At 73.5% G+C, this 26,514-nt stretch carries 24 protein-coding genes and 2 pseudogenes; 8 read left to right on the top strand and 18 right to left on the bottom strand.

The window, feature by feature from the left end:
- Positions 1-57: 57 nt before the first annotated feature.
- Both JD77_RS27175 and JD77_RS27180 read right to left on the bottom strand, forming a co-directional pair.
- Entirely contained in the window at positions 58-3,048 is a 2,991-nt protein-coding gene (locus JD77_RS27175) for a S8 family peptidase (protein ID WP_246140992.1), read from the bottom strand.
- A gap of 270 nt (positions 3,049-3,318) precedes the next feature.
- A complete protein-coding gene (locus tag JD77_RS27180) occupies positions 3,319-3,501 on the bottom strand; it encodes a hypothetical protein (RefSeq protein WP_145776739.1) in 183 nt (60 codons plus the stop codon).
- A gap of 260 nt (positions 3,502-3,761) precedes the next feature.
- On the opposite strand from JD77_RS27180, the gene JD77_RS27185 reads away from it, so the two are divergent.
- A complete protein-coding gene (locus tag JD77_RS27185; RefSeq protein ID WP_145776740.1) occupies positions 3,762-4,712 on the top strand; it encodes an alpha/beta fold hydrolase in 951 nt (316 codons plus the stop codon).
- On the opposite strand, the gene fxsT is transcribed toward JD77_RS27185, so the two are convergent.
- The 10 genes and pseudogenes from fxsT to JD77_RS34285 form a co-directional block, all read right to left on the bottom strand.
- On the bottom strand, positions 4,706-7,321 hold the full coding sequence (gene fxsT / locus JD77_RS35255; RefSeq protein ID WP_425463600.1) for an FxSxx-COOH system tetratricopeptide repeat protein: 2,616 nt from the start codon (positions 7,319-7,321) through the stop codon (positions 4,706-4,708). The two genes, JD77_RS27185 and fxsT, sit on opposite strands and share 7 nt — an antisense overlap.
- Positions 7,321-8,615, bottom strand: a pseudogene (locus JD77_RS35700) (KGGVGR-motif variant AAA ATPase); the annotation flags it as partial. The gene fxsT and the pseudogene JD77_RS35700, both read right to left, overlap by 1 nt.
- Positions 8,612-9,778 carry a TIR-like protein FxsC gene (locus tag JD77_RS27195; RefSeq protein WP_145776741.1) on the bottom strand — a complete coding sequence of 389 codons (1,167 nt, stop codon included), beginning with the start codon at positions 9,776-9,778 and terminating at the stop codon, positions 8,612-8,614. The pseudogene JD77_RS35700 and the gene JD77_RS27195, both read right to left, overlap by 4 nt.
- Entirely contained in the window at positions 9,765-10,445 is a 681-nt protein-coding gene (locus tag JD77_RS27200; protein WP_145776742.1) for a TIR-like protein FxsC, read from the bottom strand. Before JD77_RS27200 ends, JD77_RS27195 begins: the two co-directional genes overlap by 14 nt.
- 90 nt (positions 10,446-10,535) lie before the next feature.
- A complete protein-coding gene (locus tag JD77_RS34270; protein ID WP_246140999.1) occupies positions 10,536-11,180 on the bottom strand; it encodes an aKG-HExxH-type peptide beta-hydroxylase in 645 nt (214 codons plus the stop codon).
- Between the two features lie 496 nt (positions 11,181-11,676).
- On the bottom strand, positions 11,677-12,861 hold the full coding sequence (locus tag JD77_RS34275) for an FxsB family cyclophane-forming radical SAM/SPASM peptide maturase (RefSeq protein WP_145776744.1): 1,185 nt from the start codon (positions 12,859-12,861) through the stop codon (positions 11,677-11,679).
- On the bottom strand, positions 12,833-13,012 hold the full coding sequence (locus tag JD77_RS27215) for a hypothetical protein (RefSeq protein WP_246141001.1): 180 nt from the start codon (positions 13,010-13,012) through the stop codon (positions 12,833-12,835). The genes JD77_RS34275 and JD77_RS27215 overlap by 29 nt, the downstream gene beginning before the upstream one ends.
- 81 nt (positions 13,013-13,093) lie before the next feature.
- Positions 13,094-13,993 carry a DUF4231 domain-containing protein gene (locus JD77_RS27220; protein WP_246141003.1) on the bottom strand — a complete coding sequence of 300 codons (900 nt, stop codon included), beginning with the start codon at positions 13,991-13,993 and terminating at the stop codon, positions 13,094-13,096.
- A 69-nt stretch (positions 13,994-14,062) separates the two neighbouring features.
- Positions 14,063-14,980 carry a transketolase family protein gene (locus JD77_RS34280; protein WP_246141006.1) on the bottom strand — a complete coding sequence of 306 codons (918 nt, stop codon included), beginning with the start codon at positions 14,978-14,980 and terminating at the stop codon, positions 14,063-14,065.
- 232 nt (positions 14,981-15,212) lie between these two features.
- Positions 15,213-15,935, bottom strand: a pseudogene (locus JD77_RS34285) (thiamine pyrophosphate-dependent enzyme); the annotation flags it as partial.
- A 149-nt stretch (positions 15,936-16,084) separates the two neighbouring features.
- Here JD77_RS34285 and JD77_RS27230 point away from each other — a divergent pair.
- Both JD77_RS27230 and JD77_RS27235 read left to right on the top strand, forming a co-directional pair.
- Complete coding sequence (locus JD77_RS27230; RefSeq protein WP_145776745.1) at positions 16,085-16,486, top strand: DUF2267 domain-containing protein; 402 nt, start codon at positions 16,085-16,087, stop codon at positions 16,484-16,486.
- Positions 16,487-16,493: 7 nt separating this feature from the next.
- Entirely contained in the window at positions 16,494-17,189 is a 696-nt protein-coding gene (locus JD77_RS27235) for a TIGR03668 family PPOX class F420-dependent oxidoreductase (protein ID WP_145776746.1), read from the top strand.
- Between the two features lie 69 nt (positions 17,190-17,258).
- On the opposite strand, the gene JD77_RS27240 is transcribed toward JD77_RS27235, so the two are convergent.
- Together JD77_RS27240 and JD77_RS27245 are read right to left on the bottom strand one after the other, a co-directional pair.
- Positions 17,259-17,663 (bottom strand): zinc ribbon domain-containing protein, encoded by a 405-nt coding sequence (locus JD77_RS27240; RefSeq protein ID WP_145776747.1) that lies wholly within the window; start codon positions 17,661-17,663, stop codon positions 17,259-17,261.
- A gap of 26 nt (positions 17,664-17,689) precedes the next feature.
- On the bottom strand, positions 17,690-18,163 hold the full coding sequence (locus JD77_RS27245; protein WP_145776748.1) for a molybdenum cofactor biosysynthesis protein: 474 nt from the start codon (positions 18,161-18,163) through the stop codon (positions 17,690-17,692).
- Positions 18,164-18,422: 259 nt separating this feature from the next.
- Here JD77_RS27245 and JD77_RS27250 point away from each other — a divergent pair, with 259 nt between their 5' ends.
- Positions 18,423-19,043, top strand: coding sequence for a class I SAM-dependent methyltransferase (locus JD77_RS27250; RefSeq protein WP_246141008.1), 621 nt, complete (start codon positions 18,423-18,425; stop codon positions 19,041-19,043).
- 24 nt (positions 19,044-19,067) lie between these two features.
- On the opposite strand, the gene JD77_RS27255 is transcribed toward JD77_RS27250, so the two are convergent.
- The 3 genes from JD77_RS27255 to JD77_RS27270 form a co-directional block, all read right to left on the bottom strand.
- Complete coding sequence (locus tag JD77_RS27255; RefSeq protein WP_342799696.1) at positions 19,068-19,430, bottom strand: FtsX-like permease family protein; 363 nt, start codon at positions 19,428-19,430, stop codon at positions 19,068-19,070.
- A gap of 190 nt (positions 19,431-19,620) precedes the next feature.
- A complete protein-coding gene (locus tag JD77_RS27265; RefSeq protein ID WP_145776749.1) occupies positions 19,621-20,145 on the bottom strand; it encodes a PadR family transcriptional regulator in 525 nt (174 codons plus the stop codon).
- An 81-nt stretch (positions 20,146-20,226) separates the two neighbouring features.
- Positions 20,227-20,757 (bottom strand): AAA family ATPase, encoded by a 531-nt coding sequence (locus JD77_RS27270; RefSeq protein WP_145776750.1) that lies wholly within the window; start codon positions 20,755-20,757, stop codon positions 20,227-20,229.
- Between the two features lie 141 nt (positions 20,758-20,898).
- Here JD77_RS27270 and JD77_RS27275 point away from each other — a divergent pair, with 141 nt between their 5' ends.
- Positions 20,899-21,084 (top strand): hypothetical protein, encoded by a 186-nt coding sequence (locus JD77_RS27275; protein WP_211372694.1) that lies wholly within the window; start codon positions 20,899-20,901, stop codon positions 21,082-21,084.
- 149 nt (positions 21,085-21,233) lie between these two features.
- Entirely contained in the window at positions 21,234-21,905 is a 672-nt protein-coding gene (locus JD77_RS27280) for an acetoacetate decarboxylase family protein (RefSeq protein ID WP_246141010.1), read from the top strand.
- A 77-nt stretch (positions 21,906-21,982) separates the two neighbouring features.
- Here JD77_RS27280 and JD77_RS27285 read toward each other — a convergent pair whose 3' ends face one another.
- Positions 21,983-23,350 carry a glycoside hydrolase family protein gene (locus tag JD77_RS27285; RefSeq protein ID WP_145776752.1) on the bottom strand — a complete coding sequence of 456 codons (1,368 nt, stop codon included), beginning with the start codon at positions 23,348-23,350 and terminating at the stop codon, positions 21,983-21,985.
- Positions 23,351-23,816: 466 nt separating this feature from the next.
- Between JD77_RS27285 and JD77_RS27290 the strand changes: the two genes are divergently transcribed.
- Both JD77_RS27290 and JD77_RS27295 read left to right on the top strand, forming a co-directional pair.
- The gene (locus JD77_RS27290; RefSeq protein ID WP_145776753.1) at positions 23,817-24,863 is read left to right on the top strand and encodes a LacI family DNA-binding transcriptional regulator; all 1,047 of its coding nucleotides are present in this window, start codon (positions 23,817-23,819) and stop codon (positions 24,861-24,863) included.
- Between the two features lie 39 nt (positions 24,864-24,902).
- Positions 24,903-26,498: an FAD-dependent oxidoreductase gene (locus JD77_RS27295; RefSeq protein ID WP_145776754.1), complete on the top strand. Its 1,596-nt coding sequence runs from the start codon at positions 24,903-24,905 to the stop codon at positions 26,496-26,498.
- Positions 26,499-26,514 lie beyond the last annotated feature (16 nt).

Raw genomic sequence — 26,514 nt, forward strand, 5'->3', positions numbered from 1 at the left:
GGCCTGGCCGGCAGCCTCCGTGTCGAGGCTGCCGGCCAGGTTCGTGCGGGGACGGGGTCAGGGCCGCAGCGAGACGACGGTCCGGGCGATCTCCCCGGTGCCGTCGCCGAGCGCGACCAGTCCCAGGTAGCGGGCGCCGGCGGTGAGGCCGGTCCAGCCGAGCGTCACCGTCGCGTCGACGCCCGTCGTCGCCGACTGGCTCGCCGGGGTGGCGGTCAGGTTGCCGCTGGCCGGGCCGAGCACCCAGTCGTGGTGCTTGACCGTCGCCTGGGTCCGCCCCGCCGGCAGCGCGAACTGCACCACGTACACCGAGTACGTGCCGGCCGCGGTGAGCGTGATCGACTCCTCGGCGGTGCCGCCGGCGCTGGACCCGACCAGCCGGCCCGCCGAGTCGTACGCGAACAGGTCGACGTCCATCCCGGCCGCGTAGTCCGCATCGAAGGTGGCGAAGCGGACCAGCTTGCTGCCGGTCGGCACGGTCACGTCGACCCTGCCGACCGCCGGCCCGGTGGCCGGGGCGGCCGAGTTGAACGAGGTGTTCGTGCCGACCAGGTCGAGCGCGGTGACGTTCGCCGGGACGGCGCCGCTGACGTCCGCGGTCAGCGTGCCGGTGAAGCCGGGACGCAGCTTCACCGCCGCCGTGCCGGCGCTGCCGGTGCCGGTCACGGAGGTCGGGGCGGAGATGGCCGTGGCGCGGACCGCGATCGGGCTGCGGACGTCGGTGAACTCGTCGCGGTCCTGCGGCACCCAGGTCAGCGAGCCGAACGACCACTGCCCCAGCGCCGCGCTGGTGCGGGTGATGGTCACCGTGAAGGTGGCCGACCTCCCCTTCTTGACCTTGATTCGGGACGGCGAGACCGCCACGGTGTAGCCGGCGGGAACCTCCACCTTCGCGGTGTAGTCGCCGTCCTCCTTGGCGATGTTGGTCACGGTACGGGTCACCGTCTGCTTGCCCGGCAGGGCGCCGACGCTGATCGACGGGTAGTTCAGGTCGCTCGGGTCGACCGTGCCGTACGTGGCGCAGGCCTGCCCGGTGACCTGCCCGGTCCCGCAGAGGAACCGGACCCAGTCGGCGTAGCCGCTGTCGTACACCAGGCCCGGCTTGAACGAGGCCGCCGGCTGTACGTGCCCGGCGCCGAAGTCCAGCGGGTTCGCGTCGCGGCCGGCGCGCTGGATCGGCGCGCCGCTGTTGTCCTTCTGCCCGGCGGTGGTCATCAGGGCCGACTTCACCCAGATCGGCGACCAGGACGGGTTCTTGCCGATCAGCAGCGCGGCCAGGCCGGCGATGTGCGGGCTGGACATCGACGTGCCGGAGAGCGCGTCCCACCGGTTGTTGTTGCCCGGCGGGGCGACCGCCGCGACGACGTCGACACCCGGGGCGGTGATGTCCGGCTTGAGCAGGTTGCCGTTGCCCGCCCGAGCCGGACCGGCCGACGAGAACGCCGCCATCTCCGGGGCGCGGGCGGTCACCGCGACGCTGGCGGACAGGGACGCGGTGGCGCCGGCCGTCGCCGCGTACGCCTTGATCGCCAGGCCGGCGGCCCGGTCCACGTGCACCGACGGTACGAAGTGGAAGTCGCCGTTGAGCGAGTTGTCGGGGTCGTTGTACTGGATCATGCCGACGCCGCCCGCGTCGCGGACCGTCAGGCTCTTCTCCGTACGGGCGTTGACGCCGCGCTTGCACAGCACGATCTTGCCGGTCACCCTGGCCGGGTCCAGGGAGTTGAGCAGGCACAGCTCCGCGTCGGCGACGGGTACCCCCGCCTTGCCGGCGGCGGTGGCGTCGACCAGGCCGGTGGCGGCGACCGCGCCGCCGACACCGACGCCGGTGTAGCTCGCGCCGTTGCCCAGGGCCGCGGTCTTGGTGGACGAGCGGTCGTGGGTGCTCGCGGCGACGGTGGTGATCCACGGCGAGTTGTGGGCGACGGTGCTCGCCCCCGGGCCGGTGTTGCCGGCCGACGCGGCGACGAAGACGCCGGCGTCGGCGGCGCTCAGGAACGCCAACTCCACCGGGTCGACGAAGGAGGTCTGCGAGCCGGAGACGGAGTAGTTGATGACGTCGACGCCGTCGGCGACCGCGTCGTTGATCGCGGCGACCAGGTCGACGGTGCCGCCACTCGCGCCGCCGCCCGGCTGGTGCCACAGCGCCTTGTAGGCGGCGATCCGGGCGGCCGGCGCCATGCCGGACACCTCGCCGACCGACAGCCCGTTGATGGTGGCGGCCACGCCGTGGTTGCCGGCGGAGGTGGACGCGGTGTGCGAGCCGTGGCCGTTGTAGTCACGCGGCGACTGGAACTCACCGGGGAACCGGTTGCCGAGCCCGCTGGCGTTGTACCAGCGGGCACCGATCAGCTTGTTGTTGCAGCTGACGGTGGCGGTGACGCCCGCGTCGCAGGCGCCCCGCCACTTGCCTGCGATGGTCGCGGCGTCCGGGCGCGGCTCGGGCAGCGCGGCGAAGCTCGGGTTGTCCGGCCAGATGCCGCTGTCGATGACGCCGACGATGACGCCCTCACCGGCGCGCTCGTCGCCCTTGAACTGCTTCTCCCAGACGCCCTTGCGGCCCTCGAGGCCGAGCATCCGCGGCGTGCCGACGGTGTCCGCCTGGCGGGTCTCGTTCTTCCACACGTTGAGCACGCCGGCGGTGTGCCGCAGCTTGCCGGCCTGCGCCTCGGTGAGGTCGGCCGCGAAGCCGTTGAAGGCCACGTCGTAGTCGCGGACGGTCTGCGCCGCGCCCACGCCGCCCTTGCGCCGGACGTCGCCCTTCTTCGCCGCGAGGTGCCCGCGGTAGGCGCGCGCCGACGACGAGTTCAGATCCACCTTGCCGCCGCGGGCCGGCTTCGTGGCCGCCAGCCCGGCGACGCCGCCGTCGTACGAGGCGACCGGCGCGTCGGCGAGCTGCACCAGGTACAGGTCCGTGCTGGTCGGCTCGGGGGCGGCCTGCGCGGCGCCCGAGCCGGGGACGGTGGCCACCGCCAGCACCGCCAGCACCGTCGCGGTGAACAGTTTCCTCGCCGGGCGCGAACGCCCAGCTCTTCCTTGTAACGACACGAGCGGTTGCCTCCTGTGCCCGACGAGTGGCCGAGGCAGTCGGCGCGCCGGCGCCGAGGCGGGCTACAGCTCGGCGGCGACGGGGCGGACCTGCTCGGCCGCCGCAGGTCGATCCGACCAACGGTGGCCGAGAGCCTATTCGCGAAGATCTTGCTATGGAAGGGGGCAACCCGTCATTCGTACGGCGCGAAGCGCCTCCCGACCCTGGCTGGTCGGTCCATTGCCGACGGACGCGGAGCGTGGGCCGGGGTGGTGCGGAACGATGCCGCTTCAGCCACCCGCCAGGAGGGCCTGCGACAACGCCTCGCCCCAGGCGGACTCCGGTCGGTCCCGACAAGGCTCGGTCTCGACCAGTTCGACGGCCTCGTCCGGCGTGACCCGTGCCGGCAGCTCACCGAAACGGGCATGGCGCAGGAAGGCGAACTCCGCATCGGTGAACCGCTGGTCGGCCATAGGTGGATTGTTCCACGGCCGGCCGCTTCCTCGAAGACAGGAAATTGCCACTATCGTGAACCCGGGCCGGTGGAAGTTGCGCCTTCACCGGCGCGGCCGGTGTCGTTTCCGACAGGATCGGCCGTTGTCCGGGCGCTCCATAGCGGCGCCCGGCCCGGACCGTTAGGCTCGAAACATCGGGCGGAGCCACCGCACCATCACCTCCGCTCGATCCCGGGTTACGAGTATTGGCTGGTTACGGCACCGGAAGGCAGGCTGGAGTGACCCGAGACGGAGAGCCAGGGCCGCGATTCGCCCCCCGTGCGGACGGCAACCGGGTGGCGTACGAGGTGACCGGCGCTCCCGACGGGTTCCCCGTCTTCCTGCTGCACGGCACGCCCGGCAGCCGCCGGGGGCCGAAGCCGCGCGGCATCGTGCTCTACCGGATGGGCGTGCGGCTCGTCGCCTACGACCGTCCGGGGTACGGCGACTCCGACCGCTTCGAGGGGCGGGACGTGGCCGACGCCGCCCGGGACGTCGAGGCGATCGCCGACCAGCTGGAGCTGGACCGGTTCGCCGTGGTCGGCCGCTCCGGCGGCGGCCCGCACGCGCTGGCCTGCGCGGCCGACGAGCGGCTGCGGAGCCGGGTCACGCGGGTGGCCGTGCTCGTCAGCCTCGCCCCGTCGGACGCCATGGAGCTGGAGTGGTTCGACGGCATGAACGGCGACAACACGCGCGGGTTCGGCGCTGGCGTCCCCGACACCGAGACGGTGGTCGAGGAGATCCGCCGGCGGGCCGCCCGCGCCGCCGAGGACCCGCGGTTCCTGCTGCGCGACCTGATGACCCACATGGGCCCGCCGGACCGCCGGGCCATCAACGACGCGGCGCTGCGCGGGATCATCTTCGACACCTACCAGGAGGCGCTGCGCACCGGGCCGTACGGGTGGATCGACGACGTGCTGGCGCTGCGGCGCAGCTGGAAGTTCGACCTCGGCGCGATCGACACCCGGGTGACGCCGGTGCGCCTCTGGCACGGCGCGGAGGACACGTTCGCCCCGGTGAGCCACGGCCGGTGGCTCGCCGCCCGCATCCCCGGCGCCGAGATCGAGGTGCAGCCCGGCGCGGCCCACTTCGACGCCATGCAGCAGCTGCCGCGCATCCTGCGCTGGCTCACCGGCGCCGAGGCGCCGGTCAGCGGGGACGTGCTGATCGGCGCCCGGCCCGGTCAGTAGGGGTGCGGGTCGAGGACCCGGCGCACGTACCGCCCGTCGCGCAGCAGGACGACGCTCGGGTGCTCCTGCCCGACCCGGTCCGCGAGCCGGTCGGCGATGCGCGCCCACCCGATGCTGACGGCGCCCCCGGACACCGCCTGGGTGGCGATCTCCAGGTTGCCCAGGCTGCGCATCGTGTCCGGGTGGTCCGGGCCGAACACCTCGGTGAGCCCGTCGACGACGAGCTGCAGCTGGTCCCGCCCGGCGGCGGGGTCGCCGCCGAGGGCGGTGAAGACCGCGACGTTGTTGGCCGCGCCGAGCGTGAACGGGTGACGGTCGCCGAGGACCGCCCGCAGCGCGGCGGCGGCTGCCGTGGTCAGTTCACGGGCCGGGCCGGTGTCCCCGGCGTCCCACCACGCCACGCCCATGTTGATCCGACACACCAGCGTGTACGGGTGGTCGGGGCCGAACACCTGGACGAACGTCCGCTCGAGATCGGTGAGCTCCGCCCGTGCCTGGTCCCCCCGCCCCTGCAACATCAGGTTGGCGGTGCGGCTCAGCCAGCCGAACAGGCTCTCCGGGTTCGTCGGGCCGACGCTCGCGCGTAGCCGCTCGTACGCGTCGTCGAGCAGGCGGCCCGCCTCGGCGATCCGCCCGAGGCTGCGCAGCGACGCCGCGAGGTTGGCCTGCACCGGCAGGACGGCCGCCGACTGCTCGCCGAACAGCCGCCGGTACGCCTCGACCGTGTCCTCCAGCAGCGCCGCAGAGGCCGGGTAGTCGCCGGTCTCGCGCAGGTCGCGGGCGAGATTGTTGGCCGACAGGAGGGTGCGCGGGTGGTGCGGGCCGAGGACGACCCGCAGCCTCCGGTAGGTCGCCTCGTCGCCGTCGAGGGCCTTGTCGAACTGGCCCATCAGGCGGTAGGAGGCGGCGAGGTTGTTGGCCGCGATCAGCGTGCGCCGGTGCTCCTCGCCGAACACCTCCACCGACGCCGCGTACGTCCGCAGGTCCCGCTCCAGCGCCTCCCGGTACCGGCCGAGGGCGCGCAGGTCCGCGGCGTACCCGCCGGCGGTCATCAGCGCGTACGGGTGGTTCCCGCCGATCAGCTCCTCCTGCTGGCGCAGGGTGTCGGCGTCCAGTTGCCGGGCGGCCTCGAACCGGCCCAGGCTCCGCAGCAGGTTCGCCCAGTTGAACCGCAGGTACAGCAGCTGCACACGCAGCGCCCGGTGGGCCGCCGTGTCCGGGGAGAGCCCGTCGAGGACGGCCGACCAGATCTTGTCGGCCTGCCGGGCGTACTGCTCGCCCTGCTCGTAGCCGCCGTTGAGGTAGATGTACCGGATCCGGTCGATGACCAGTTGCCGGACCGTGTCGTCGGAGCAGGAGACGGCGTCCGAGCCGTCCAGGTGCGGCCAGAGGATGCGGAACGCGGACTTGAGGCCCGGGTCGTCCACCTCGCCCGAGGGACGGGAGCCGGCGAGGATCCGGTGCACGTCGTGCTTGACCTCGGCCAGCTCGCTCTCGGACATCCGGGCGCGCAGGGCCGCCTGCAGGAGGCGGTGGACCTGCACCCGATGGGCGTGCAGGTCCACCTTGATCAACGCCAGCCGGTTGATCCGCTGCACCAGCGCCGCGGCGATGTCGCGCTCGGAGACCCGGTCGGTGACCTGCGCGGCGACCCGCGGGTCGTGCGGGGCCACGACCTTCGCCACCTGGTCGCCGTAGAGCAGGTCGAGCGCGATGTCCGGGGCGAGCACCGAGGCGAGCTGGAGCAGCCGGTACGCGCCCGGCGACTGCTCCTGCAACCGCTCCAGGGACTGCTTCCACACCTCGCGTTCCGGGCCGGTGCGTTGCAGCCCGGCCAGGTAGCCGGCGACGGACTCGACGCTGTCGGCCAGCCAGGCGCCGGCCAGGGCGACCAGGATCGGCACGTCCTCCACCGCCTCGGCCACCTGCTCTGCCTCGGCCACCGTCATACCCCGCTGCCGGGTGCGGCCCAGCAGGTGGGCGATGCTCTCGGCCCGCTGGAATGCCTCCACGTCGACGGCGCGGGCCAGGTCGCCCCAGTCCGGGTTGCGGGTGGTGACCAGCACGTGCCCGTCGCCCTGGGGCAGGTAGTCCTTGACGTGCTCGTACTGGTCGACGTTGTCGAAGACGACCAGCCAGCGCAGCGGCGGCTCGTCCTCGCCCCGCCCGCCGCCGTGGCCGAGCCACTGCCGCACCGCCCGGGTGTTCTCCGGCACCGTCGGCTGCTCCGGCAGGCCGAGTCGCCGGCCCAGGTCGGCGAAGCGCACGTCGACGAACTGCGCGGGGTCGGCGTCGACCCACCAGACCACGTCGTACGCGCCACGGAAGCGGTAGGCGTACTCGGCGGCCAGCTGCGTCTTGCCGATGCCGGCGCCGCCGCGCAGGGCCACCGGCACCCGGTCGTGCGCCGCCGCCTTCAGTTCCTCCCGCAGCGTGTGCAACAGCCGCTCCCGGCCCGTGAAGCGGACGTTGCGCGCCGGGGCGTAGAACACCAACGGCTCGGCCGCCGGGAAGCGGGTGGCAGGAACCGGGTGGTGGCGACCGTCCGCCGCCCGCCCGACGAGCTCCCACACCTGCTCGGCGGCGGCGGTCGCGCCGCGCTCGTACACCGTCGCCCAACTGCCCGGCGGCGTGTCCACCGACGGCGTGGTGTCGTCGAGGTGCAGGGCGAGCGGGGGCGAGCCGAACTGGCGGCGCCGCCCGGGCCGCCGAGCTCCCGCCGGGCCGCCACGTACGCCCGGGAGACCAGGTGCAGCTCCCGGGACGCGGCGCCGACCGGCACCGCGGCCGGAGCGTCCAGCGGGGCGACCAGCACCCGCAGGTCGACGGCGGTGAGCACGGCCTGGACCCACTCCGCCCAGGCCTGGTCCTCGGGCACGTACCGCAACACGATCAGCTCTTCGACGATCACCGGCTTGCGCTCGAAGCGCTGCACCGTCTGCCGCCGCAGCCCCTCGTCCATGCGGGGCAGCGCGGTGACCCGCCCGCCGGTGATGTGCCGGGTCAGCGACTCGTACGCCGACAGCAGGCCGCGGCTGCCCGGCACGTCGCCGAAGGTCGCCAGGGTCTCCTCGTAGGCGTAGTACGCCCGGTAGGGCACCTCGACGGTCAGCCAGTAGTCCTGCCGTTCCGCGTCGGTCATGCCGGCGGGCAGCCCGCGAAGCGTCGCATCGCCAGCGCCCGGCCCGCGTCGGTCTTGCCCTTCTCCCCCTCGTCCACGCGCATCGGCACCGGCAGCACCCGCCGCGCGCGCCGGCCCTCGTAGCCGCGGACCCGGGCGGCCACCGTGGCGGCGCCGTCGATGCCCTGGTCGCTGAGGGTGAAACAGTCGACGAGGACGTCCGGCAGGTGGATCGTGCAGATCTCCGCGACGTCGCTGATGCCGGTGCGGCTGTCGATCAACGTGTAGTCGTAGTGCCGTTTCATGTCCGCGCGCAGCGCGTCGAAGAACTGCGCGCCGCCGAGTCGGTTGTAGAAGTTGTCCCAGTTGAGGCCGGTGACGCTGGTGGCGTAGTCGGGGTTGTGCCGGCCGGCCAGCAGCAGGTCCGGGGTGCCCCCGCCGGGGAATTCCCAACTGACCGAGAACGCGTACGTGTGCACCCGGGCGTACTCGCGGTGCCAGTCGCCGGGCCGGGCGTCGCCGGTCTCCCGGCGGCGGGCGTTCTCCCACTCGTACTCGAGGATCAGGTCCATCACGCCGCCGGTGGTGGCGACCTGCTCCGGGTCGAGGAACGGGGCGAAGAACCGGTGCAGGCCGGGGGATTCCAGGTCCCAGTCGGCGACGAGCACCCGCTGGCCGTTCGCGGCGAGGATCCACGCGGTGTTGGCCAGCGCCATGGTGCGGCCGGTGCCGCCCTTGTAGGAGTAAAAGGTGACGACCTGACCGTCACGGGTTGGCGTCATAGCTCGTCCTTCCCTCGCCCTACGTCGGACGCCCGGACCGGCCCCAGGCTCGGCTTCGGGGTGTGCGGGCCGTCCGGCGGGTCGACCGGACCGTGCCTGAGGAACTGCTTGCGCGCCTCGGTCACCAGCAGCGGCGCGCAGCGCTCGAACTCGTCGATGCTGCGCACCGGCAGCACCCGCGGGAACCGGGCGTCCTGCAACGTACCGGCGATCGCCTCGGGCGTGGGCTCGGCGCGCCCGTGGTCGACCGCGATCACGAGCGGGACCACCCACTGCGGCAGGCCGGCGAGGGCCGCGTGGGCGGCTTCGGCGCCGACGGCGGCGTCCACCAGCACGACCACCGGGCTGCGCGGCGCCCGGGCGCGGGCCTCGGGCAGGTCGACCACCCTGGTCGGCAGGCCCAGCCGCTCGGCGGTGGCGGCGACGTAGTCGGCGACGGCCAGCTCGTGCTGGTCGACGTACGGCCGCCAGGGGGCACGGGCCGCGGTGAGCGTGGTGACCAGGAGCGCGGGCGCCCCGGTGTCGGTGACCGGGCCGGTGGTCAGGGTCGCCGCCCGGGACCGGGCGAGCGGCTCGGTCTCGGTGACCGTGACGATCCGGTCGGCGAGCGCCGCGAGGACGCTGCCGTACTGCCGGTGGTACGCGCTGAGCTTGCACAGCGCCCGCAGCCCGTTCTCGGCGTAGTCGGCGCGCTCGTCCGCGTCCGCGACCAGCTCCAGCGCCCGCGCCGTCTCCGGGTGCTCCCCCCAGGAGGGCAGGGGCATCCAGAGCACGGGCAGCAGGTGTCGCTCGGCCCGGCCGGGCGCCAGCCGGGCGAGGCGGCTGCGGAAGGACTCGCGTTCGCCGAGGGCCCAGGCGTTGCGGAAGTAGTTCGGCGAGTAGAGCGGAACGAAGACATGCGCGAGGCTGAGCGCGTCGGTGAGCGCCTGCTTGAGGTCGGCGCCGGGACTGACCTGCGCGTCGAAGAAACCGGCGTCGATCTCGCCGGCCCGGCTGGCGCGGGCGCGGACGGCGGTGGCCAGGTCCTGGAAGAACCGGCTGACCCAGTAGTCGGTGTCCGGCCGGGCGGCGGCCGACAGGGGCACGGAGTGGGCGTAGCTGAGGAAGAAGTACGTCTCGCGCCCGGCCGGCCGGCGCGCCAGGGAGGTGTCAGACCAGGTCATGCCGGCCCTCCTCGAAGCTGTCCCGCAGCTGGCGCATGTCGGTCGGCACCCCGGCCTCGACCCAGTGGGTCCGGTACGCGCGGGCGACCCGCTGCGCCAGCCGCCAGACGACCGCGTCGTAGGCGTCCTTGCCGTTGCGGCCGAGACTCAGCAGGCCGTAGATGCCCTCGTCGTGGTATTGCGGGGCGATGTCCGAGGGAAGCCGGGTGGGGCTGAACATCTGCCGCCGCGACACGGCCTCGGGCACGTGCCGCCGATCCACCACCGACCAGTTGACCGGGATGACCGGGGTGTCCCCCGCCGACGGTTCGGCGCCGGGACGGGGCAGCGTACGACGGCGGGTGAACGCGTCCCACTCCCGGGCGCACCACGGGCTGCGCAGGTACTGCGGGGAGATCAACGGGATGAACACCTGGCAGTGGCCGGCGGCGAACGCGAGGTCCTCGGTCCACAGCTGCCCCCCGTCGAGCATCCGGTCCATGAAGCCCGCCGTCCGCCCCGGGCCGAGGCCGAGCAGCTCGACGACGTGGTCGGAGAGGTCGACGAAGAGCTGGAAGACCTTCTGGTTGGTGTCCCGGGGCGGCGCCGACACGCGGTTGCGGGTGCGGGCGTAGCTGAGGAAGAACACGGGGGCGCTCTCGTCCTCCCAGAACTGTTCCTCCGCCACCTGCCGCTCCCGCCCGGCGCCGCCGCCTCAGGACGACCACAGTATCGATCCGAACCAACTCTGTGCTGCCCCGTGCGCGGCCGCCGCGACTCATCCGGTCGACCAGCCGTCCACTGTGGCTCCCATGCGCCGTACGAACCGCTCGCCCGCCAGGGTCAGCGCGCCGAGGTCGAGCAGCGCGTCGATCGCACCGGCCGTCCAGTCCCGGTAGCGGCGGAAGGCGGCCGCCGCGACCGGGTCGGTCCGCCGCCGCCACACGTCGGCGACCGCGAGGTGGGCGTAGACCCCGTGCAGGACGCCCTCCACGGGGCGCGGGTCGTCGCGCCAGGGCACCCGCAGCCTCCGGGGGTCCGCGGGGTCGAGCAGGTCGCAGACGTCGAGCACCGCGTCCAGCTTGAGGTGCTGCACCTCGTGGACGAGCAGCACCGCGAGCGTCGCGTCGTCGGTCGCCGGGGTGACGGCGACCGCGCCGAACGCGGACCGGGCGGCGGCGCTGCGCGAGCGGCCGCTGGGGTCGGGGCGCAGTGGCACCACGGCCCGCAGCAGCGTACGCACCCCGGGGGCGTAGTCCCCGGCCTCGGCGTCGACGCGCCGGACCGCCCGCCCCACCTGGTCGGCCCACCGCCCGGCCGCGCGCGGGGCGAGCCGGGCGGCCACCGGCAGGTCGAAGCAGTCCCGGTACGGGTCGACGTCCTCCAGCAGGACGTCCCGGTCGCCGGTCGGGGCCCGCCGCACCGGCCGCCACCCGTCCGGGTGCTCCGGCGCGGCCGGTCGGACCCGGAGCCGCCGTCCCCCGGCCCGCGCCTCGACCTCGCCCCCGAGACGGACAGCTCCGCGGTGCCCGCGTCGGCGTCGAGGGCGATCGCGCCGAGGGCCGGCAGGTGGACGAGGCCGTCGCGGACCGGGACGACGAGCTCGGCGTCGGCCCCGGCGTGGACCGCCGCGGCGGCCGCGACGCAGGCGAGGTGGGACAGGTCGGGCGTCCCGGCGAGGTGGCGGTGCGCCCAGCGCCGGACGAACGGGTGGCCGAGCACGGTGCGCACCGCGTCGGGGGCGGCGACGTCGAGGTCGACGAGGAGGTCCCAGCCGGCCGCCGCGAGAGGGTCGTCGGCCGCCGCGGGGCTGAGCGCGACCACCAGGGCCCGGGCCACGCCGAGGTGCACCGAGGCGAGGTGGCGCACGGACTCGCCGCTGCCGCCGCCCGCACCGAGGTCGTCGAGGACGGCGGGGCTCAGGGCGTCGGGCGGCGGGGACGGCGCCTCGGCGGCCGGGCCGGTGCCGTCGCGCGGACGAGGGCGGCGAGGTCGGCGCAGTACACGGAGGGGTTGTCGAAGCCGCTGCCCGAGCGGTACCGGTGGGGGTAGAGGCCGCCGCCGCAGCGCCGCACCACGGGGCAGGCCCGGCAGGTGTCGCAGAGGCCGGTCAGACCGGACTGCCGGACGGCGATGCCGGGATGGGCCGCGGCGTCGTCCACGCCGTGCCGGAAGACGTCCAGGCCGGTGGCGGCGGCGCCGTGGTAGGCCGACTTGAGGGAGTCGACCTGCTCGAAGCTGCCGTCGGTCTCGACGACGACCAGGTCGGCGGGGCCGAGCCCGACGGCCTCCGTCCCGCTGGCGCCGCCCGCCGCCGTGGCGAGCAGAGACTCCAGCAGGCGGATCGGCACCGGGCACCCGTCGGCCAGCCAGCGCCGGTGGATGGCGAGCAGCCAGTCGGCGTACGGCGTGTCGGCGCCGTGCGGGCGGGCCGGTGGCCGGTCCCAGTTGGCGTGCGGCAGGAGGAAGTCGACGCGCGGCGGCTGCTCGGCGAGCAGCGCCTCGTACACCCGGATCGGGTCGTTGGCGAGGTCGACGGTGCAGAGGATGCCGGCGTAGACGCCGCGGTAGGCGGGGCGCCGCAGCAGCGCCAGGGCGCGCTGCACCTGCTCGTGGCTGCTCCCGCCGTCGACGTGGCGGCGGTGCCGGTCGTTGGCGGCGCGGTCGCCGTCGAGGGAGATCCCGACCTTGACGTCGTGGGCGACCAGCACGTCGCAGATCGCCGGGGTGAGCAGCACGCCGTTGGACTGCATCCGCAGGTCGAGTCGGGTGACCGGGTCGATCGCCCGGCGCAGCGTGGCGGCGGTCCGGTCGAGCCGGGCGGCCCCGGCGAGCAGCGGCTCCCCGCCGTGCAGGACCACCCGGACCACGTCGAGCCGGTGCACGGCCGCGTGCTCCGCGATGCGCCGGGCGGCCGTCTCCACCGTGGCCGGCGCCATCACCCGGGGCTGGCGCCGCCACGACTGGTCGGGGTGCTCGTAGACGTAGCAGTGGTCGCAGGCGAGGTCGCACCGGCTGGTGAGCTTGAGGACGTACTGACTCAGCGGTGCGACGGGCGCGGCCGGCGCGGCGGGATCAGATCGACGAGCCGAAGGCTGCGACATCGAGCCGGGTCGGGTGCTCCACCCGCCGGTCGTCCACGCGGGCCACGGCGCGGGCCCGGTCGAGCGGGATGCGGCCGAGCGGCGTGTGCCGCAGGTCGCCGAGCGGAGCCGGGGACGGGGACGGATCGAGCTGCCGTGCGGTGTTGTTCACGTCGAGTCCTCCATGTCGGTCGAAGATGGACGGACGCATGCGACAGGCTATCGGCGATCCTATATTGCGCAGCGGGTGATGTCACGACTGCGCAGTGCCATCATCCTCGATCATCTTCGCCATCCAGCCCTCGTTGGACAGTGCGAGGATCCGTTCGGCCTCGGCCACGAACACGTCGTCGTCGGCCCAGCCCTGCCCGGCCTCCCGGGTGAGGCACAGCCGGGTCAACTGGTCCGCGGCGTGGGCGTACTCGATCTGCTGCTGCTCGTACCGCTGGGTGGCCGCGTAGCCCGTCAGCGCCGTGGTGACCGCCGCCGCCACACCCACCCACGCGGTCAGGCCGAGCCCGTCGCCGAGCACGCCGGCGGTCGCCGACAGCAGGGCCGCGACGACCGTCAGGGCGACCGCGGCGTACCCGATCCGCGCCGCCGCCCGGCCCGCCCGGCGGGCCGCCGGAAGGAGGTAGTCGTCGACCTGACGCCGCACCCGCTCGGCGCGGTAGCTGGCCACGTCGGAGACCGGCGGCAGGGGCCGCTCGGCCGGCGCCACGTCCAGCGTGTGCCCGGCCAGGTCGCCGGCGTCGTCCAGCAGCCGGTCGAACCGGCGCAGCAGGACGGCGTCCCGATCCGTCCCGGCGAACGGCGCGGTCCCGGCGAGATACCGGTACACCTCGGCCTTCAGCGCCTCGGACACGGAGCGCAGCCTGGTCCAGGCACGCACGGCGTCCCGGGAGGCCCACCGCGCCACCACCGGCGCCAGCAGCAGCGCGACGGCCGCGACGATCGCCAACGCGCGACCGGCGGCCGGTGCCACGCCGGCCAGCCGCGCCGCGGCGGTGCCGGCGACGGCCCCGATGACGGTGAGTACGGCCAGGCCGCGGCGCGCCCGGACGATCCGGCGCTTGGCGGCCTGGGCCGCCTCCGACCAGAGGCTCTGCCGCCGCCACACCCGGGACACGACCGACGCATCGAAGTCCGCCACGCCCCGCATGGTAGGCGGACGGCGCATCCCCGCGTGTGCCCGCACGGCCGGGCGGAACCAGGCCGGCCGTCACGCCAGGGTGCGCGCCGCGGCGACGATGTCGCCCACCCCGATCCCCGCCTGGTCCATCAGCTGGGTGGGCGTCCCGGAGGTCGGCAGCCCGCGTACCGCCAGGTGTCTCACCCGTACCGGCTCGGCGAGATCGGCCAGCGACTCCAGCACCGCCGACCCGAGCCCGCCCTCCGGGTAGTGGTCCTCGACGACCACCAGCCGGCCGCCGGTGTCACGGACGGCCTCGCGCACCCGGCCGGCGTCCAGCGGCTTGACCGAGTACGCGTCGATGACCCGGGCGGTGATCCCCTCCCCCGCCAACGCCTCGGCGGCCGCGAGGCAGTTGTGCACCGTCACTCCCGCACCGATCAGCGCCACCCGGTCGTCGGCCCCGCCCCGCAGCAGCTTGCTGCCCCCGACCGGGAAGGCCTCGTCGTTGTCGTACAGCACCGGGTGCCCGCCCCGGGTCGTGCGCAGGTAGTTGACGCCCCTGCGGTCGACCATCTCGACGACGAGCGCGGCGCAGGACACGGCGTCGCTGGGGTAGAGCACCGTCGACCCCTGGACGGCGCGCATGGCCGCCAGATCCTCCAGCCCCATCTGCGAGGGCCCGTCCGCACCGATCTCCACCCCGGCGTGCGACCCGGACAGGGCGATGTCGGCACCGGAGATCCCCGCCATGCGGACGAAGTCGTAGGCGCGGGAGAGGAACGCCGCGAACGTCGAGGCGAAGGGCCGGTACCCGCGCACCTGCAACCCGACCGCCGCGGCGACCAACTGCTGCTCCGAGATGAACATCTCGAAGTACCGGTCGGCGTGGGCCTCGGCGAACCGGTCGGCGCGGGTGGAGTCGCTGACCTCGCCGTCGAGGGCCACCACGTCCGGGCGTACGCCCAGCGCGCGCAGCGCGTCGCCGTACGCGTTGCGGGTGGCCACCTTCGCTCCCCTGTCGTACCGGGGCAGTTGGGGCCTCCGGCCCGCGGCCCGCTCGGGCGCGGGCGGGCCGGCTCGGGCCGGGGCCCGTCGACCCGGATCCGGCGCACCCCGCCGAGGGCCGCCACGGCCCGCTCGGCCGCGTCGGGCTTGAGCGGCTTGCCGTGCCAGCCCGGCTTGTTCTCGACCTCGGGCACCCCTTGCCCTTGACCGTCCGGGCCAGCACCACCGTCGGACCCGTCGCCCGGCGGGCCCGCGCGAACGCGTCGTCGATCGCGGCCAGGTCGTGCCCGTCGATCACGATCGCCTGGCAGCCGAACGCCTCGACCCGCCGCCGGTAGGTGTCCAGGTCCCACTCCAGCTCGGTCGGCCCCCGCTGCCCGAACCGGTTCACGTCGACGATCGCCGTGAGGTTGCGCAGCCCGTAGTGCCCGGCCTTGTCCAGCGCCTCCCAGATGGAGCCCTCCGCCGTCTCGCTGTCGCCGCACAGCACCCACACGTGGAACGGCAGGCGGTCGAGGTACTGGCCGGCCAGCGCGATCCCGACGCCGACCGGCAGGCCCTGGCCGAGCGACCCGGTGGCGACGTCGACCCAGGGCAGCGCCGGGGTGGGATGCCCCTGCAGGCGCGAGCCCAACTGCCGGTACGTGTCGACCAACTCCTGGTCGGTGATCGCGCCCACCGCCTTGAAGACCGAGTACAGCAGCGGCGAGGCGTGGCCCTTGGAGAAGACGAGGTGGTCGTTGCCCCGGTGGCAGGCGTCCGCCCAGTCGTAGCGCAGGTGCCGGGAGATCAGCACCGCGAGCAGGTCGGCGGCGGACAGGCTCGAGGTGGGATGCCCGGAGCCGGCCCGGGTGCTGCACCGGATCGCGTCCACCCGCAGCTGGGCGGCGAGCTCGCGGAGCTGGGTGAGCTGCTCCTCGCCGAGCGTCCGCTCTGCTTCCATCGTCACCGGCATCGCCTCCGTACCCACCGTAGCCAGGACGACCCCGGCCGTGTCCCGTAACCACCGATTGGCCCGGCCACGGGGGCTGCGGGCGTCGCCGTTTGGGGCGGCGGGGCGCGGGTAGACGGGCGCATCCAGCCCGATTAGGGAGGCCTCAGAAGGTGGACAGCGACGACTTCATCGGCTCGGTGGCGAAGCGGGCAAAGACGTCGGTGGGCCAGGCGGCGGACATCACCCGGGCCACCCTGACGACCCTGGCGGAACGGATCGACGGCGGCGAGGCGCGCGACCTGGCCGCGCAACTCCCCGAGGATCTGCGCGGCTACGCGTTCGCGGCCACCGAGACGGCCGAGAAGTTCAGCCGCGACGTGTTCGTGGCACGGGTCAGCGGACGCGCCGCGGTCGACGTGCCGCTGGCGGAGGCCGGCGTCCGGGCGGTGTTCGAGACCCTCCGCGAGGGCGTCACCCCGGGCCAGTACTCCGACGCCGTCGCCCAGCTCCCGTCGAAGCTCTGGGACCTGGTGAACCCGTCGGCGCCCTACGTGGAGCGCAGCAGCGGTTGACGCGGCGGTGCCCGGCGACGCGCCGCGGGACCGGTTCGCCTCGGCCCGGGTGGCGCGGCTGGCCACCGTCGGGGCCGACGGCTGCCCCCACCTGGTGGCGGTGTGCTTCGTCCTGCTCGGCGACGTCGCCTACCACGCCGTGGACCACAAGCCCAAGCGCCACCGCCGGCTGCGCCGGCTGGAGAACATCCGGGCGACGGGACGGGCGTGCCTGCTGGTCGACGGGTACGACGAGGACTGGTCGAAGCTGTGGTGGGTCCGGCTCGACGGACACGGCCGCGTGGTGGACGACCCGGCGGAGGAGGACGCGGCCCGCGCCGCGCTGGTCGCCAAGTACCCGCAGTACGCCGACCGGCCGCCGGACGGGCCGGTCGTCGCCGTCGCGGTGACCCGCTGGTCGGCGTGGTCGGCGGCCGAGGGCACGCCCGACCGGCCCGCGGGCTGCCCCGGCTCACCGGTACGGGCCGCGCCGCCACTCGGTCTCGCGGGCCTCGTGGGCGGCACGTTCCCGCCGGACGGCGCCGTGCAGCGCGTGCCGGGACGGGCGCAGGACGACGAGTTCGGCGAGCACGAGCGCCGCGCTGAGCGCGGTGAGCAGGACGGCGGCAGCCAGGGCCGGCAGGTGCAGCGCGACGGGGGTCAGGGCCAGCACCAGCACCACGGTGATCAGTCGGGTCCAGAGCAGCGTGCCGAGGACGCGTAGCTGGAAGCCGATGAGCCCGAGCAGTTGACTTCCTCTGCCCCCCTGAAGGGGGCAGATTCCTGGCGGTGCTCATGCGGCACGCCGGGTGGTTGACGCTTCGCAGCCCACAGGTGCGGGGCTCCACGTCCGTACACGACCAAGCCCGGCCGCGTTGAGAATGTTCAGGGCCGCGTTGGTGTCGGCGTGGTCGAGGTGCCCGCACGAGGTACAGGTGAACACGACGCCGGTACGGGAGCGGGGGTCACGGTGCCCGCAGGTTGAGCACGTTTGCGACGTGTACGCTGCTGGCACTTTCAGCAGTTGCCCGCCCCGCTCGGCCAGCTTGTACGCCAGCAGTTCAACGGTGCGTGCGTGGGCCTCGTTGAGCATGACCCGGTTCAGCCCGGCCTTCTGCCGCACGTTGCGGCCCGGCTCGGCGATGGCGCCTCTCGCAGAGCGGGTCATGTTTTCCACCCGCAGTTCCTCCACCGCCACGACGTAACGCCGCCTGGGGGACGACGTCAGCGGAGGACGGTGACCTCGACCGGGCCCACCCGCAGCGTGCCGTCGGTCAGCGGCGAGCAGCGGACGCCGCCACGGCGGCGCAGCGCCTTCCAGGTGCCCGGGCCGACGGTGGCGTCCAGCCAGGCACAGGGCGGGGCGGCCCGGTGGACCCGCAGTCGCACCGGGCCCTGCCCCGAGTCGAGCACCAGCACGGACCCGACCAGCTCGTCCACCGCGACGCCGGCGGTCAGGATGTTGCGCCGCAACTGCGTCAGGTCGGCGCCGGGTGGCAGGGACTCCCGCGCGATCACCGTGACGCTCGCGTCGCGGTGCGCCGGCCGACCGAAGTAGCGATCGCCGACGATGCCGAGCCCGGCGCGGATCTCGACCTGCTCGACGAGCTCGTCGGGCGGAGCCGGGGCCGGACCGTCGGCCGGCCGGCCCACGTAGCGGTGCACCGGCGAGGCCAGCAGCTGGACGATCTCGGGCACGGCCGCGATTCTACGGCCGGACCGCACGTCGACCGGCCCGCCGACGAGTACGACAGCACCGCTGAGCGTCCACGATCGGTACGCCGCAGGGGTACGGGCGGCGGTCTCCGGGTGCGCTTCCATTGCTGGCAAGCGCCGGGCCATACGGAAAAACCGTACGCCGTCGCGCCCGCGTGATCGAGGTCGGTCCACCGGTACGCGCCTGCAGGTGGCATGTGACGGGCATCATGGATGCGTTCCCGCCTCGGATGGAGGGTCATTGAGCACCGACGAGAGCCAACGCCGGTACTGGGACCGGCAGGCCCCCAGTTACGACCAGAGGATGAGCTTCTTCGAGCGTCGCCTCGTGCGTGACACCCGGGCCTGGATCTGCGGCCAGGCCAGCGGCGACACCCTCGAGGTCGCGATCGGCACGGGGCTGAACCTGCCCTGCTACCCGCACGACGTACGGCTCACCGGCGTCGAGCTCAGCCCCGCCATGCTCGGCCTCGCCCGGCGGCGGGCGGCCGCCCTCGGCCGGGACGCGGACCTGAGGCTCGGCACCGCCCACCACCTCGACTTCCCCGACGGCAGTTTCGGCAGCGTCGTCTGCACGCTGTCGCTGTGCGCGATCCCCGACGACCGGCGGGCGGTGGCGGAGATGATCCGCGTACTTCGGCCCGGCGGCCTGCTCCTGCTCGCCGACCACGTCGCCGGCGCCACCCTCCCCGTGCGCGCCCTCCAGCTGCTGGTCGACCTCGTCAGCGTCCCGCTGGCGGGGGAACACTTCCGGCGCCGCCCCATCCGGCACGTGCGGGCCGCCGGGATGGTCGTCGAACGACACGAGCGGTACGCCCGCGGGGTGATCGAACGCCTCGCCGCCCGCAAGCCCACGGAGTGATCGACAACGGGACTCCCCCGGCGCTCACCCGTTGCGGGCAGCCTCCGGTCCGGTGAGCCGGCGCAGCAACGGCAGCGTCGACGCGACGATGCCCAGCGACACCGCCAGCCCGCCGGCGACCATGAGGTAGAACGACCCGTCCGGCGGCAGCAGGGTGTAGCCGAGCTGCGCGCGCAGGAACAGGTGCGCGACCAGGAACCCCATCCCGAGGGCCACCACCGCCACCGCGAGCAACGGTACGACGGTCTCCAGCGCGACCACGCGGCGCAGCGTGCGCAGCCGTACCCCGGTGAGCCGCAGCATGCTGAACGGCCGCTTCCGGTCGCTCAGCCCGCCGGCCACACTCACCGCCAGGCTGCAGCCCGCGATCGGCAGGCTCGCCAGCATCACCACGTCGGCCAGCCGCTGGAACTACACCAGCGGGCGCGCCGAGTTCGCCTGCCACTCGGCAACACTCGACGGGAAGCGCCCCGACGGAAACGCGTCGATCAGCATCGTCCGGGCCCGGCCACGCTGGCCCCTCGCAGCGCCGGGGTCTCACCGAAGGACAGCACGACGTCCCGGGCCTCGACCGCCTTCACCGCCGTACCACCGTGCGCAGGGCGTCGAGCCGGGCGACCGTGGTGTCGATCCAGTGCAGGTCGGCCTCCAGGTGGAACAGGCCGTGGTCGGCCAGCATGGCGTCGACCAGGTCGCCGCCGCGCCTGATGTCGGTGAGTTCCTTCATCCGCCGCAGGTGCGCGGCGCGCTGCCGGTCGAGGTACTCCTCGGCGGGGCGGCCGAGCATCAGCGCCAGCACGACCTTGGTGAACAGCACCGTCTGCAGGTTGGGCTCGGCCTCGACCGGCTCGGTGAGCCAGGACTCGACTTCGGTGGCGCCACGGTCGGTGATGACGTAGCGCTTACGCTCGGGGCCGACGCCCGGCTCGACCTCGCCGATCACGATCTTGCCGTCGCGGGCGAGCCGGCCGAGGGTCGCGTAGACCTGGCCGAACGGCAGCGGCTTGCCGCGGCTGAAGAAGGTGTCGTAGTCGCGCTTGAGGTCGTAGCCGTGGCTGGGCTCGCGTTCGAGCAGGCCGAGGAGGGTCATGGGAACGCTCATGGCGACACCGCACCCCGAGCGTATACCTCGCGTATATACCTCGCGCGTGTACTCGGTCTCGGCGGCGATCCGCCGCGACGTTCACCAACCGTGCGGGCCGGCCAGCCAGCGGTCCAGGGCCTCCGGGGAGTCGAACAGCAGCACCGGCGGCCCGGACGGATCGCGCTGCCAGGCCCGCATCCGCCGCCGGGCCCGGCCGAACGCGGTGACGTGCCACACCAGGATCGAGTCCCGGGACAGCACGCTGCCCAGCGACTCACGGTTGCCGTTGCAGATCTCCTCGCCCGTCGCCAACCGGCGCAGCGTGCGGCGCAGCAGCCGCCGGAAGGAGCACCACCGCGGGTAGTCCAGGCCGATCACCAGGTCGGCGCGCGCCAGCGGCACGTCCCGCCAGCCGTGGTACGTCCCGTCGAGGATCCACCGGTCCCGTCGGCAGATCTCCTCGATCCGGCTGCGTTGCTGCGCGACCGGCACCTCCACCCAGCCCGGCTGCCAGAGCAGGTCGTCGACCGGATACCAGGGCACGCCCAGGCGCTCGGCCAGCCGCGCGGCGAGGGTGGACTTGCCCGCGCCGTGCACCCCGTCGACGAGGATGCGGGACGGTGCGCTCATCGGCGGCAGCGTACGTCGCCGACGCAACTGCCGCCTCTGTGGTCGGCACCCTACGACCATCCGAGCAGGGTGTCCACCCCCTAGACGCTCGGGAGTACGCGGGCCAGGGCCGCTCGGCGTTCGCCCTCAAGCACCGGCACCGTGCTCTTCGAGGTGCGCGGCCAGCAGGACGACCTGGGCCAGAAGCAGCACGGCATGCTCGTGCAGAGTGTGCAGACCGGCGTGGAGTCGCTGCTCAGCGGCCTGGCCGACGGCACCGTCGACCGGGTCGACGGCGACAACTTCTTCGACCTGCCCGACTACGGCTGGGACACCACGAACGACTGAGCACCGACGGGGCAGTTGCGGGGACAGCCTGTTCCCGCGGCTGCTTCGTTCCCGCCCCGGCCGCGTGTCGCCAATCCGTCGTTGTCCCCCCGCGGGCCCGGCCGTAGCGTCGCGACCACAGATCGATGCCGCGCGGAAGGGCTTCCCCCGTGACCGAACTCGTCGCTCCGCAGCTCGTCGTCAACAGCCGGATGATCTACTTCGGCTGGGTGCCGGCCGACCCCGACGCCGTGGCCGCCCTGGTGCCCGAAGGGCTCGAGCCGGCGCCGAACCGCCAGGTCTTCATGAACCAGTACGTCGTCGACGACGCGGGGCAGACCTCCGGCTTCGGCGCGTACTCCCTCACCTACATCGGGCCGGACCTGTCCGGGGTCGACGCCCCCGACGGGGTCACCCCCGGCCGCTGGTGGACGCACTACTTCAACTCCAGTCCGGTGGTTCGCGAGTACGCCCTCGCGCGGGGCGTGCCGGCCACCGTGGGAACCACCACCATCGAGGTGCGGGGTCACCGCCTGGTCGCCACCACCGAGGCGGACGGCGTACCCGTGATCAGGACGACGGCCCGCGTCGGCCGCACCGGCGACGCCGTCAACCGGGGGCAACTGCGGTACCTCACCAGGCTGGACGGCAGGCTGCTCAGCGGCAACTATCCGTTCGTGGCGGAGCCGGTCGACCCCTTCGAGGTCGAGTCGCTGGAGTTCCTGGCACCCGACCACCCGGTGTACGCGCTGCGCCCGGCCGCGCCGCTACAGGTCGCCTGGGGCTTCTACTCGCCGCGTTCGTCGTTCGCCTACCCCGGTGGCGAGTCGGTCCTCGACTGATTCCGTCCCGGCGAAACCCGCCGGAACCTGGCCTTCTCGTGGACTGCCAGGCCCCGGCGGGCCCCCGGAGCCAGCGGTCACGCGTTGTTGCCGCCCTGGTCGTGCGGGACGGTGACGGTGACCGTGCAGCCGACCGGTCGGCCGATCTCGTCGTGGCCGCCGTACGTCAGGCGGTACACCCGGTCCCCGCCGTTCCCGGCCCGTTCGGCCCGCAGCTTGCCGCTGGTGTCGGGGGTGCCGGTGGCGAAGCCGCTGGCGTCGGTGGCGTCCCCGCCGGTCACGCCGGTCAGGGCGAACGCGTTCGGGCCGAGGACGCCGTCGCGCAGGTCCACGGTCACGGTGACGTCGACCAGTTCGTGGTTCGGCGGCCACAGGACCGGCCGGTCCACCGCGCAGTCCAGCTGGCGTACCGGAAGCGGCTCGGCCAGGGTGGCGGTGGCGTGCCCGATGGTCGCGGTGAGCCGGCCGCCGGCCTCGTAGTACATGTGGGCGGTGCGCCCGTCGAAGTAGAACGTCGGCGCGGCCGAGCGGCCGAGGTCGGGAGCGGCGGTCATCGAGTCGTGCACGACGCCGAGGTGGATCTCCTGATCGAAGTTCTCCCCGACGTCCACCGCGTGCATGTTGCCGTCGGCGGCGTGGTAGATCACCAGGTTGCGGTCCTGCCAGCGGAGAAAGAACGGCCCGGAGGCGTTCGGGCCCTCGTCGCCCTGCGGGGTGACGATCGGTTCGGGTTGCATGGCCCAGGTCCGCGCGTCGTTGGAGACGGCCCAGCGGATCCGCCGGGACACCGGCCCGGTCGGTCCCGGCAGCGCCGCGGTGGGATTGTCCATGAAGACCATCAGGTAGCGCGTGCCCAGGCGGGGCACGGACTGCTCGAACACCCGGGCGTAGGAGGTCTCCCCGCCGGTGGTCTCGTTCCGGCTGACGGCGGTGCCGCCGTAGCTGAAGTGGATGCCGTCGTCGGAGGTCGCGTACCGTGTGATCGAGTTCTCGCCGTGGAAGTAGAGGAACAGCTTGCGCTCGCCCTCGATCCACACCGCGTGCGGCGACGAGATGTGGCTGACCGTCGAGTAGTGCGGCAGCCAGGTGTTGCTGATCAGCGGGTTGGCGTTGTATTCGGTCCAGGGGCCGTCGATCGAGTCGGAGTAGGCGAGGGCGATCCCGCCGGGACGCTCGTGCGGCGCGTAGTACAGGTAGTAGGTGCCGAGCGGGTTCGAGAAGTAGTCGGCGGCCCGGATGACGCTCGGGAAGATGAACTCGTTCGTCGGGTTGTAGGCGAGGGTGCGCTTGTCGAACGCGGTGCCCACGTAGCTGAACTGGGGAAAGTCGAGGTCAGAGCCGGCGGCGGCGGCTGGCGCGGCGCCGGTCGCGGCGGCGACGAGCAGGCTGGCGCCGGCGGCCGCCGCGACGGCGAGTCGGGATGAGGTGGTGGGTGGTCTCGTCATGTGTCTTCCTCTTCTGTCGGGCCCGTCGGACGCTGGGCCGTCCGCGACAAAGGGGTGCTGAGCCCGCGGCATCGGCCGGGGGAGCACGCCGGGGCGGCGCCCGGGCGGGTGCTGCCCCCGGCGAACCGACGACGTCCAGCGGCAGCGATAACTCTCAGTAAGACCGCGTGGGTCGTCGAAGTCGGCGATCCGTGCGGCGCCGCTGTACTAATACGTATTAGCATCCACGTTTCTCGAATGTTGCGTGCCCGGGAGGGCTCTTGTCAAGAGGGCCCGCCGGCTTCTCGGGCACCGGGCGCACCCTTCGCGCCCGCCGTCGGGGACCGGTCCTGCTAATGCGCATTACTTCAGGCAGTTCATCTAGCCGAAATCTCCGTTCATCCTCTTGACACAAGCCGCCGCAGCCGCCAAGCTCCTTCCCAACGCCGAGCGCTAATACGCATTAGCCGCACCGGAAGGATCCGTCGTGACCGCTCCCTCCAGACGCGTCACTCAACGTGACATCGCGCGGTTGGCCGGTGTCAGTCAGGCAACCGTGTCGCTGGTGCTGAACAACAGGGCCGATGCCGATATCCGCATCGCCCCGGAGACCCGGGACCGGGTGCTGCGGGCCATCGCCGAGACCGGATACGCGGCCGACCCCGTGGCCCGCCGCCTCGCCTCGCGGTTCAACCGGATCATCGGCGTCTTCACGTACGAGCCCGCGTTCCCCAGCGGCAGCCGCGACTTCTTCCACCCGTTCCTGCTCGGCATCGAGGAGTACGCCGAGCGGGTCGGCTGCGACCTGCTGCTGTTCACCAGCGCACCGGTGGTGGACGGCCGGCGGCGCGTCTTCCACCACGACAACCGGCTGCGCCTGGCCGACGGGTGCATCCTGCTCGGCCGCGAGATCGACGGCGCGGAACTGCACCGGCTCAACCGCGACGGATATCCGTACGTCGCGGTGGGGCGCCGCGACGACGCCGGTGGACCGGTCCCCTACGTCGGCGCCGACTACGCCACCGGGGTGGCCCGGCTCGTCGAGCTGGCGCTGCGGCGCGGTCACCGACGCCTGGCGTACGTGGGCATGGGCATGTCCGCCGAGTCCTCGGCGGACCGCCGCCGCGGCTACCTGGCCGCCGCGGCGCCCGCGGAGAGCGCCCGCCAACTGGCCGCGGTCGCCGAGAACGCCGACCCGGGTCTCGACGAACTGCTGGCCGACGGGGCCACCGTCGCCTTCGTGGAGGACTTCGCCACGGCGGTGGCGATGGAGGCCGCCGCCCGGCGGCGCGGGCTGACCGTGCCCGGCGACCTGTCGATCGTGACCCTCGGCGACCCGACGCTCGCGGTCCCCACCGACATCACGTTCACCGGGATCCGCATCCCGCGCGAGGAGATGGGTCGGCAGGCGGTCGAGGTGTTGACCGGCGTGATCGACGGCAGCGCGGCCGGCCTTCAGCAGCGCCTTCTCCCCTGCGAATTCGTCGAGGGCGACACCCTCGGCACCCCTGGTCCGGCGGTCGACCGCCGCTGAGCGGTCGACCGCACAACTGGAAGGAAGCAAGTGGTACAGATGCGTGCGGACGTCCTCGTCGTCGGGGGCGGACTGGGCGGGGTCGCCGCGGCGCTCGCCGCGGCCCGGGCCGGCCGGTCCGTCATCCTGACCGAGGAGTTCGACTGGCTCGGCGGGCAGCTCACCAGCCAGGCCGTACCGCCGGACGAGCACTCCTGGATCGAACAGTTCGGCGCCACCGCCAGCTACCGGGCCCTGCGCAACGGCATCCGCGACTACTACCGTCGCCACTACCCGCTGACCGAGCGCTCCCGGGCGTGGACCGACCTCAACCCGGGTGCCGGCTGGGTGAGCCGGCTCTGCCACGAGCCCCGGGTGGCCGTCGCCGTCCTCGAGGGGATACTCGCGCCGTACCGGGGGGCGGGGCGGCTGACCGTGCTGCAGCCGTACCGGCCGGTCGCCGCCGAGACCGATGGGGACCGGGTCACCGGGGTCACCCTCGCGCACCGGGACCGGGACGACCGCATCGACGTCGTCGCACCCTACATCCTGGACGCCACCGAGACCGGGGAGCTGCTGCCGCTGACCGGCACCGAGTACGTCACCGGGTTCGAGTCGCAGGCCGAGACCGGCGAGCCGAGCGCGCCGGCCGAGGCGCAGCCGCTGAACATGCAGGCCGTGTCGGTCTGCTTCGCCCTCGACCACGCCGACGGCGACCACACCATCGACCGGCCCGCCGGGTACGACTTCTGGCGCGACTACAAGCCGGACTTCTGGGGCGACCGGCTGCTGTCCTGGCGGTCGCCGCACCCGCGCACGCTGGAGATCGTCGAGCGCAGCTTCACCCCCAACCCGGACGACGACCCGTTGAGCGTCAACGCCGACCAGCGGGTCAACCCCGGTGACGGCAACCTGTGGACGTTCCGGCGGATCGCCGCGCGGCGCAACTTCACCGACGGGGCGTACGGCAGCGACATCACGCTGGTCAACTGGCCGATGATCGACTACTTCGAGGGGCCGGTCATCGACGTGCCCAACGCGTCGTGGCACCTGACCAAGGCCCGCGAGTTGTCGTACTCGGTGCTGTACTGGCTGCAGACTGAGGCGCCCCGGCCGGACGGCGGGACCGGTTTTCCCGGCCTGCGGCTGCGCGGCGACGTCACCGGCAGCCCGGACGGGCTGGCGCAGGCCCCCTACATCCGGGAGTCCCGCCGCATCCGGGCCGAGTACACGGTGGTGGAGCAGGATCTCTCCCTCGCGGTACGGGGTGAGCACGGCGCGGTGCACTACCCCGACTCGGTCGGCGTGGGGATGTACCGCATCGACCTGCACCCGTCCACCGGCGGCGACAACTACATCGACGTCGGCTCCTGCCCCTTCGAGATCCCGCTCGGTGCGCTGATCCCGCAGCGGATGGAGAACCTGCTGCCGGCCGGCAAGAACATCGGCACCACGCACATCACCAACGGCAGCTACCGGCTGCACCCCGTCGAGTGGAACGTCGGCGAGGTCGCCGGCCTGCTCGCCGACTTCTGTCTGACGCGGGGCGAGTCCCCGCGTGCGGTCCGCGGCACCCCCCGCCTGCTGGCCGAGTTCACCGACCACATCTCGGCCGCCGGCGTGGAACGCCGCTGGCCGCAGATCGTGGGCTACTGAAACCCCCCGGTGAGGA

Origin of the sequence: Micromonospora olivasterospora, from assembly GCF_007830265.1 — a bacterium.
Lineage (GTDB): Bacteria > Actinomycetota > Actinomycetes > Mycobacteriales > Micromonosporaceae > Micromonospora > Micromonospora olivasterospora.

Coding starts and splice junctions, on each gene's coding strand:
- JD77_RS27180 (WP_145776739.1), bottom strand. CDS start 3,501: ATGGCCGACCAGCGGTTCACCGATGCGGAGTTCGCCTTCCTGCGCCAT.
- JD77_RS27195 (WP_145776741.1), bottom strand. CDS start 9,778: ATGACCTGGTCTGACACCTCCCTGGCGCGCCGGCCGGCCGGGCGCGAG.
- JD77_RS34275 (WP_145776744.1), bottom strand. CDS start 12,861: ATGTCGCAGCCTTCGGCTCGTCGATCTGATCCCGCCGCGCCGGCCGCG.
- JD77_RS27255 (WP_342799696.1), bottom strand. CDS start 19,430: ATGCTGGCGAGCCTGCCGATCGCGGGCTGCAGCCTGGCGGTGAGTGTG.
- JD77_RS27265 (WP_145776749.1), bottom strand. CDS start 20,145: ATGAGCGTTCCCATGACCCTCCTCGGCCTGCTCGAACGCGAGCCCAGC.
- JD77_RS27270 (WP_145776750.1), bottom strand. CDS start 20,757: ATGAGCGCACCGTCCCGCATCCTCGTCGACGGGGTGCACGGCGCGGGC.
- JD77_RS27285 (WP_145776752.1), bottom strand. CDS start 23,350: ATGACGAGACCACCCACCACCTCATCCCGACTCGCCGTCGCGGCGGCC.
- JD77_RS27295 (WP_145776754.1), top strand. CDS start 24,903: ATGCGTGCGGACGTCCTCGTCGTCGGGGGCGGACTGGGCGGGGTCGCC.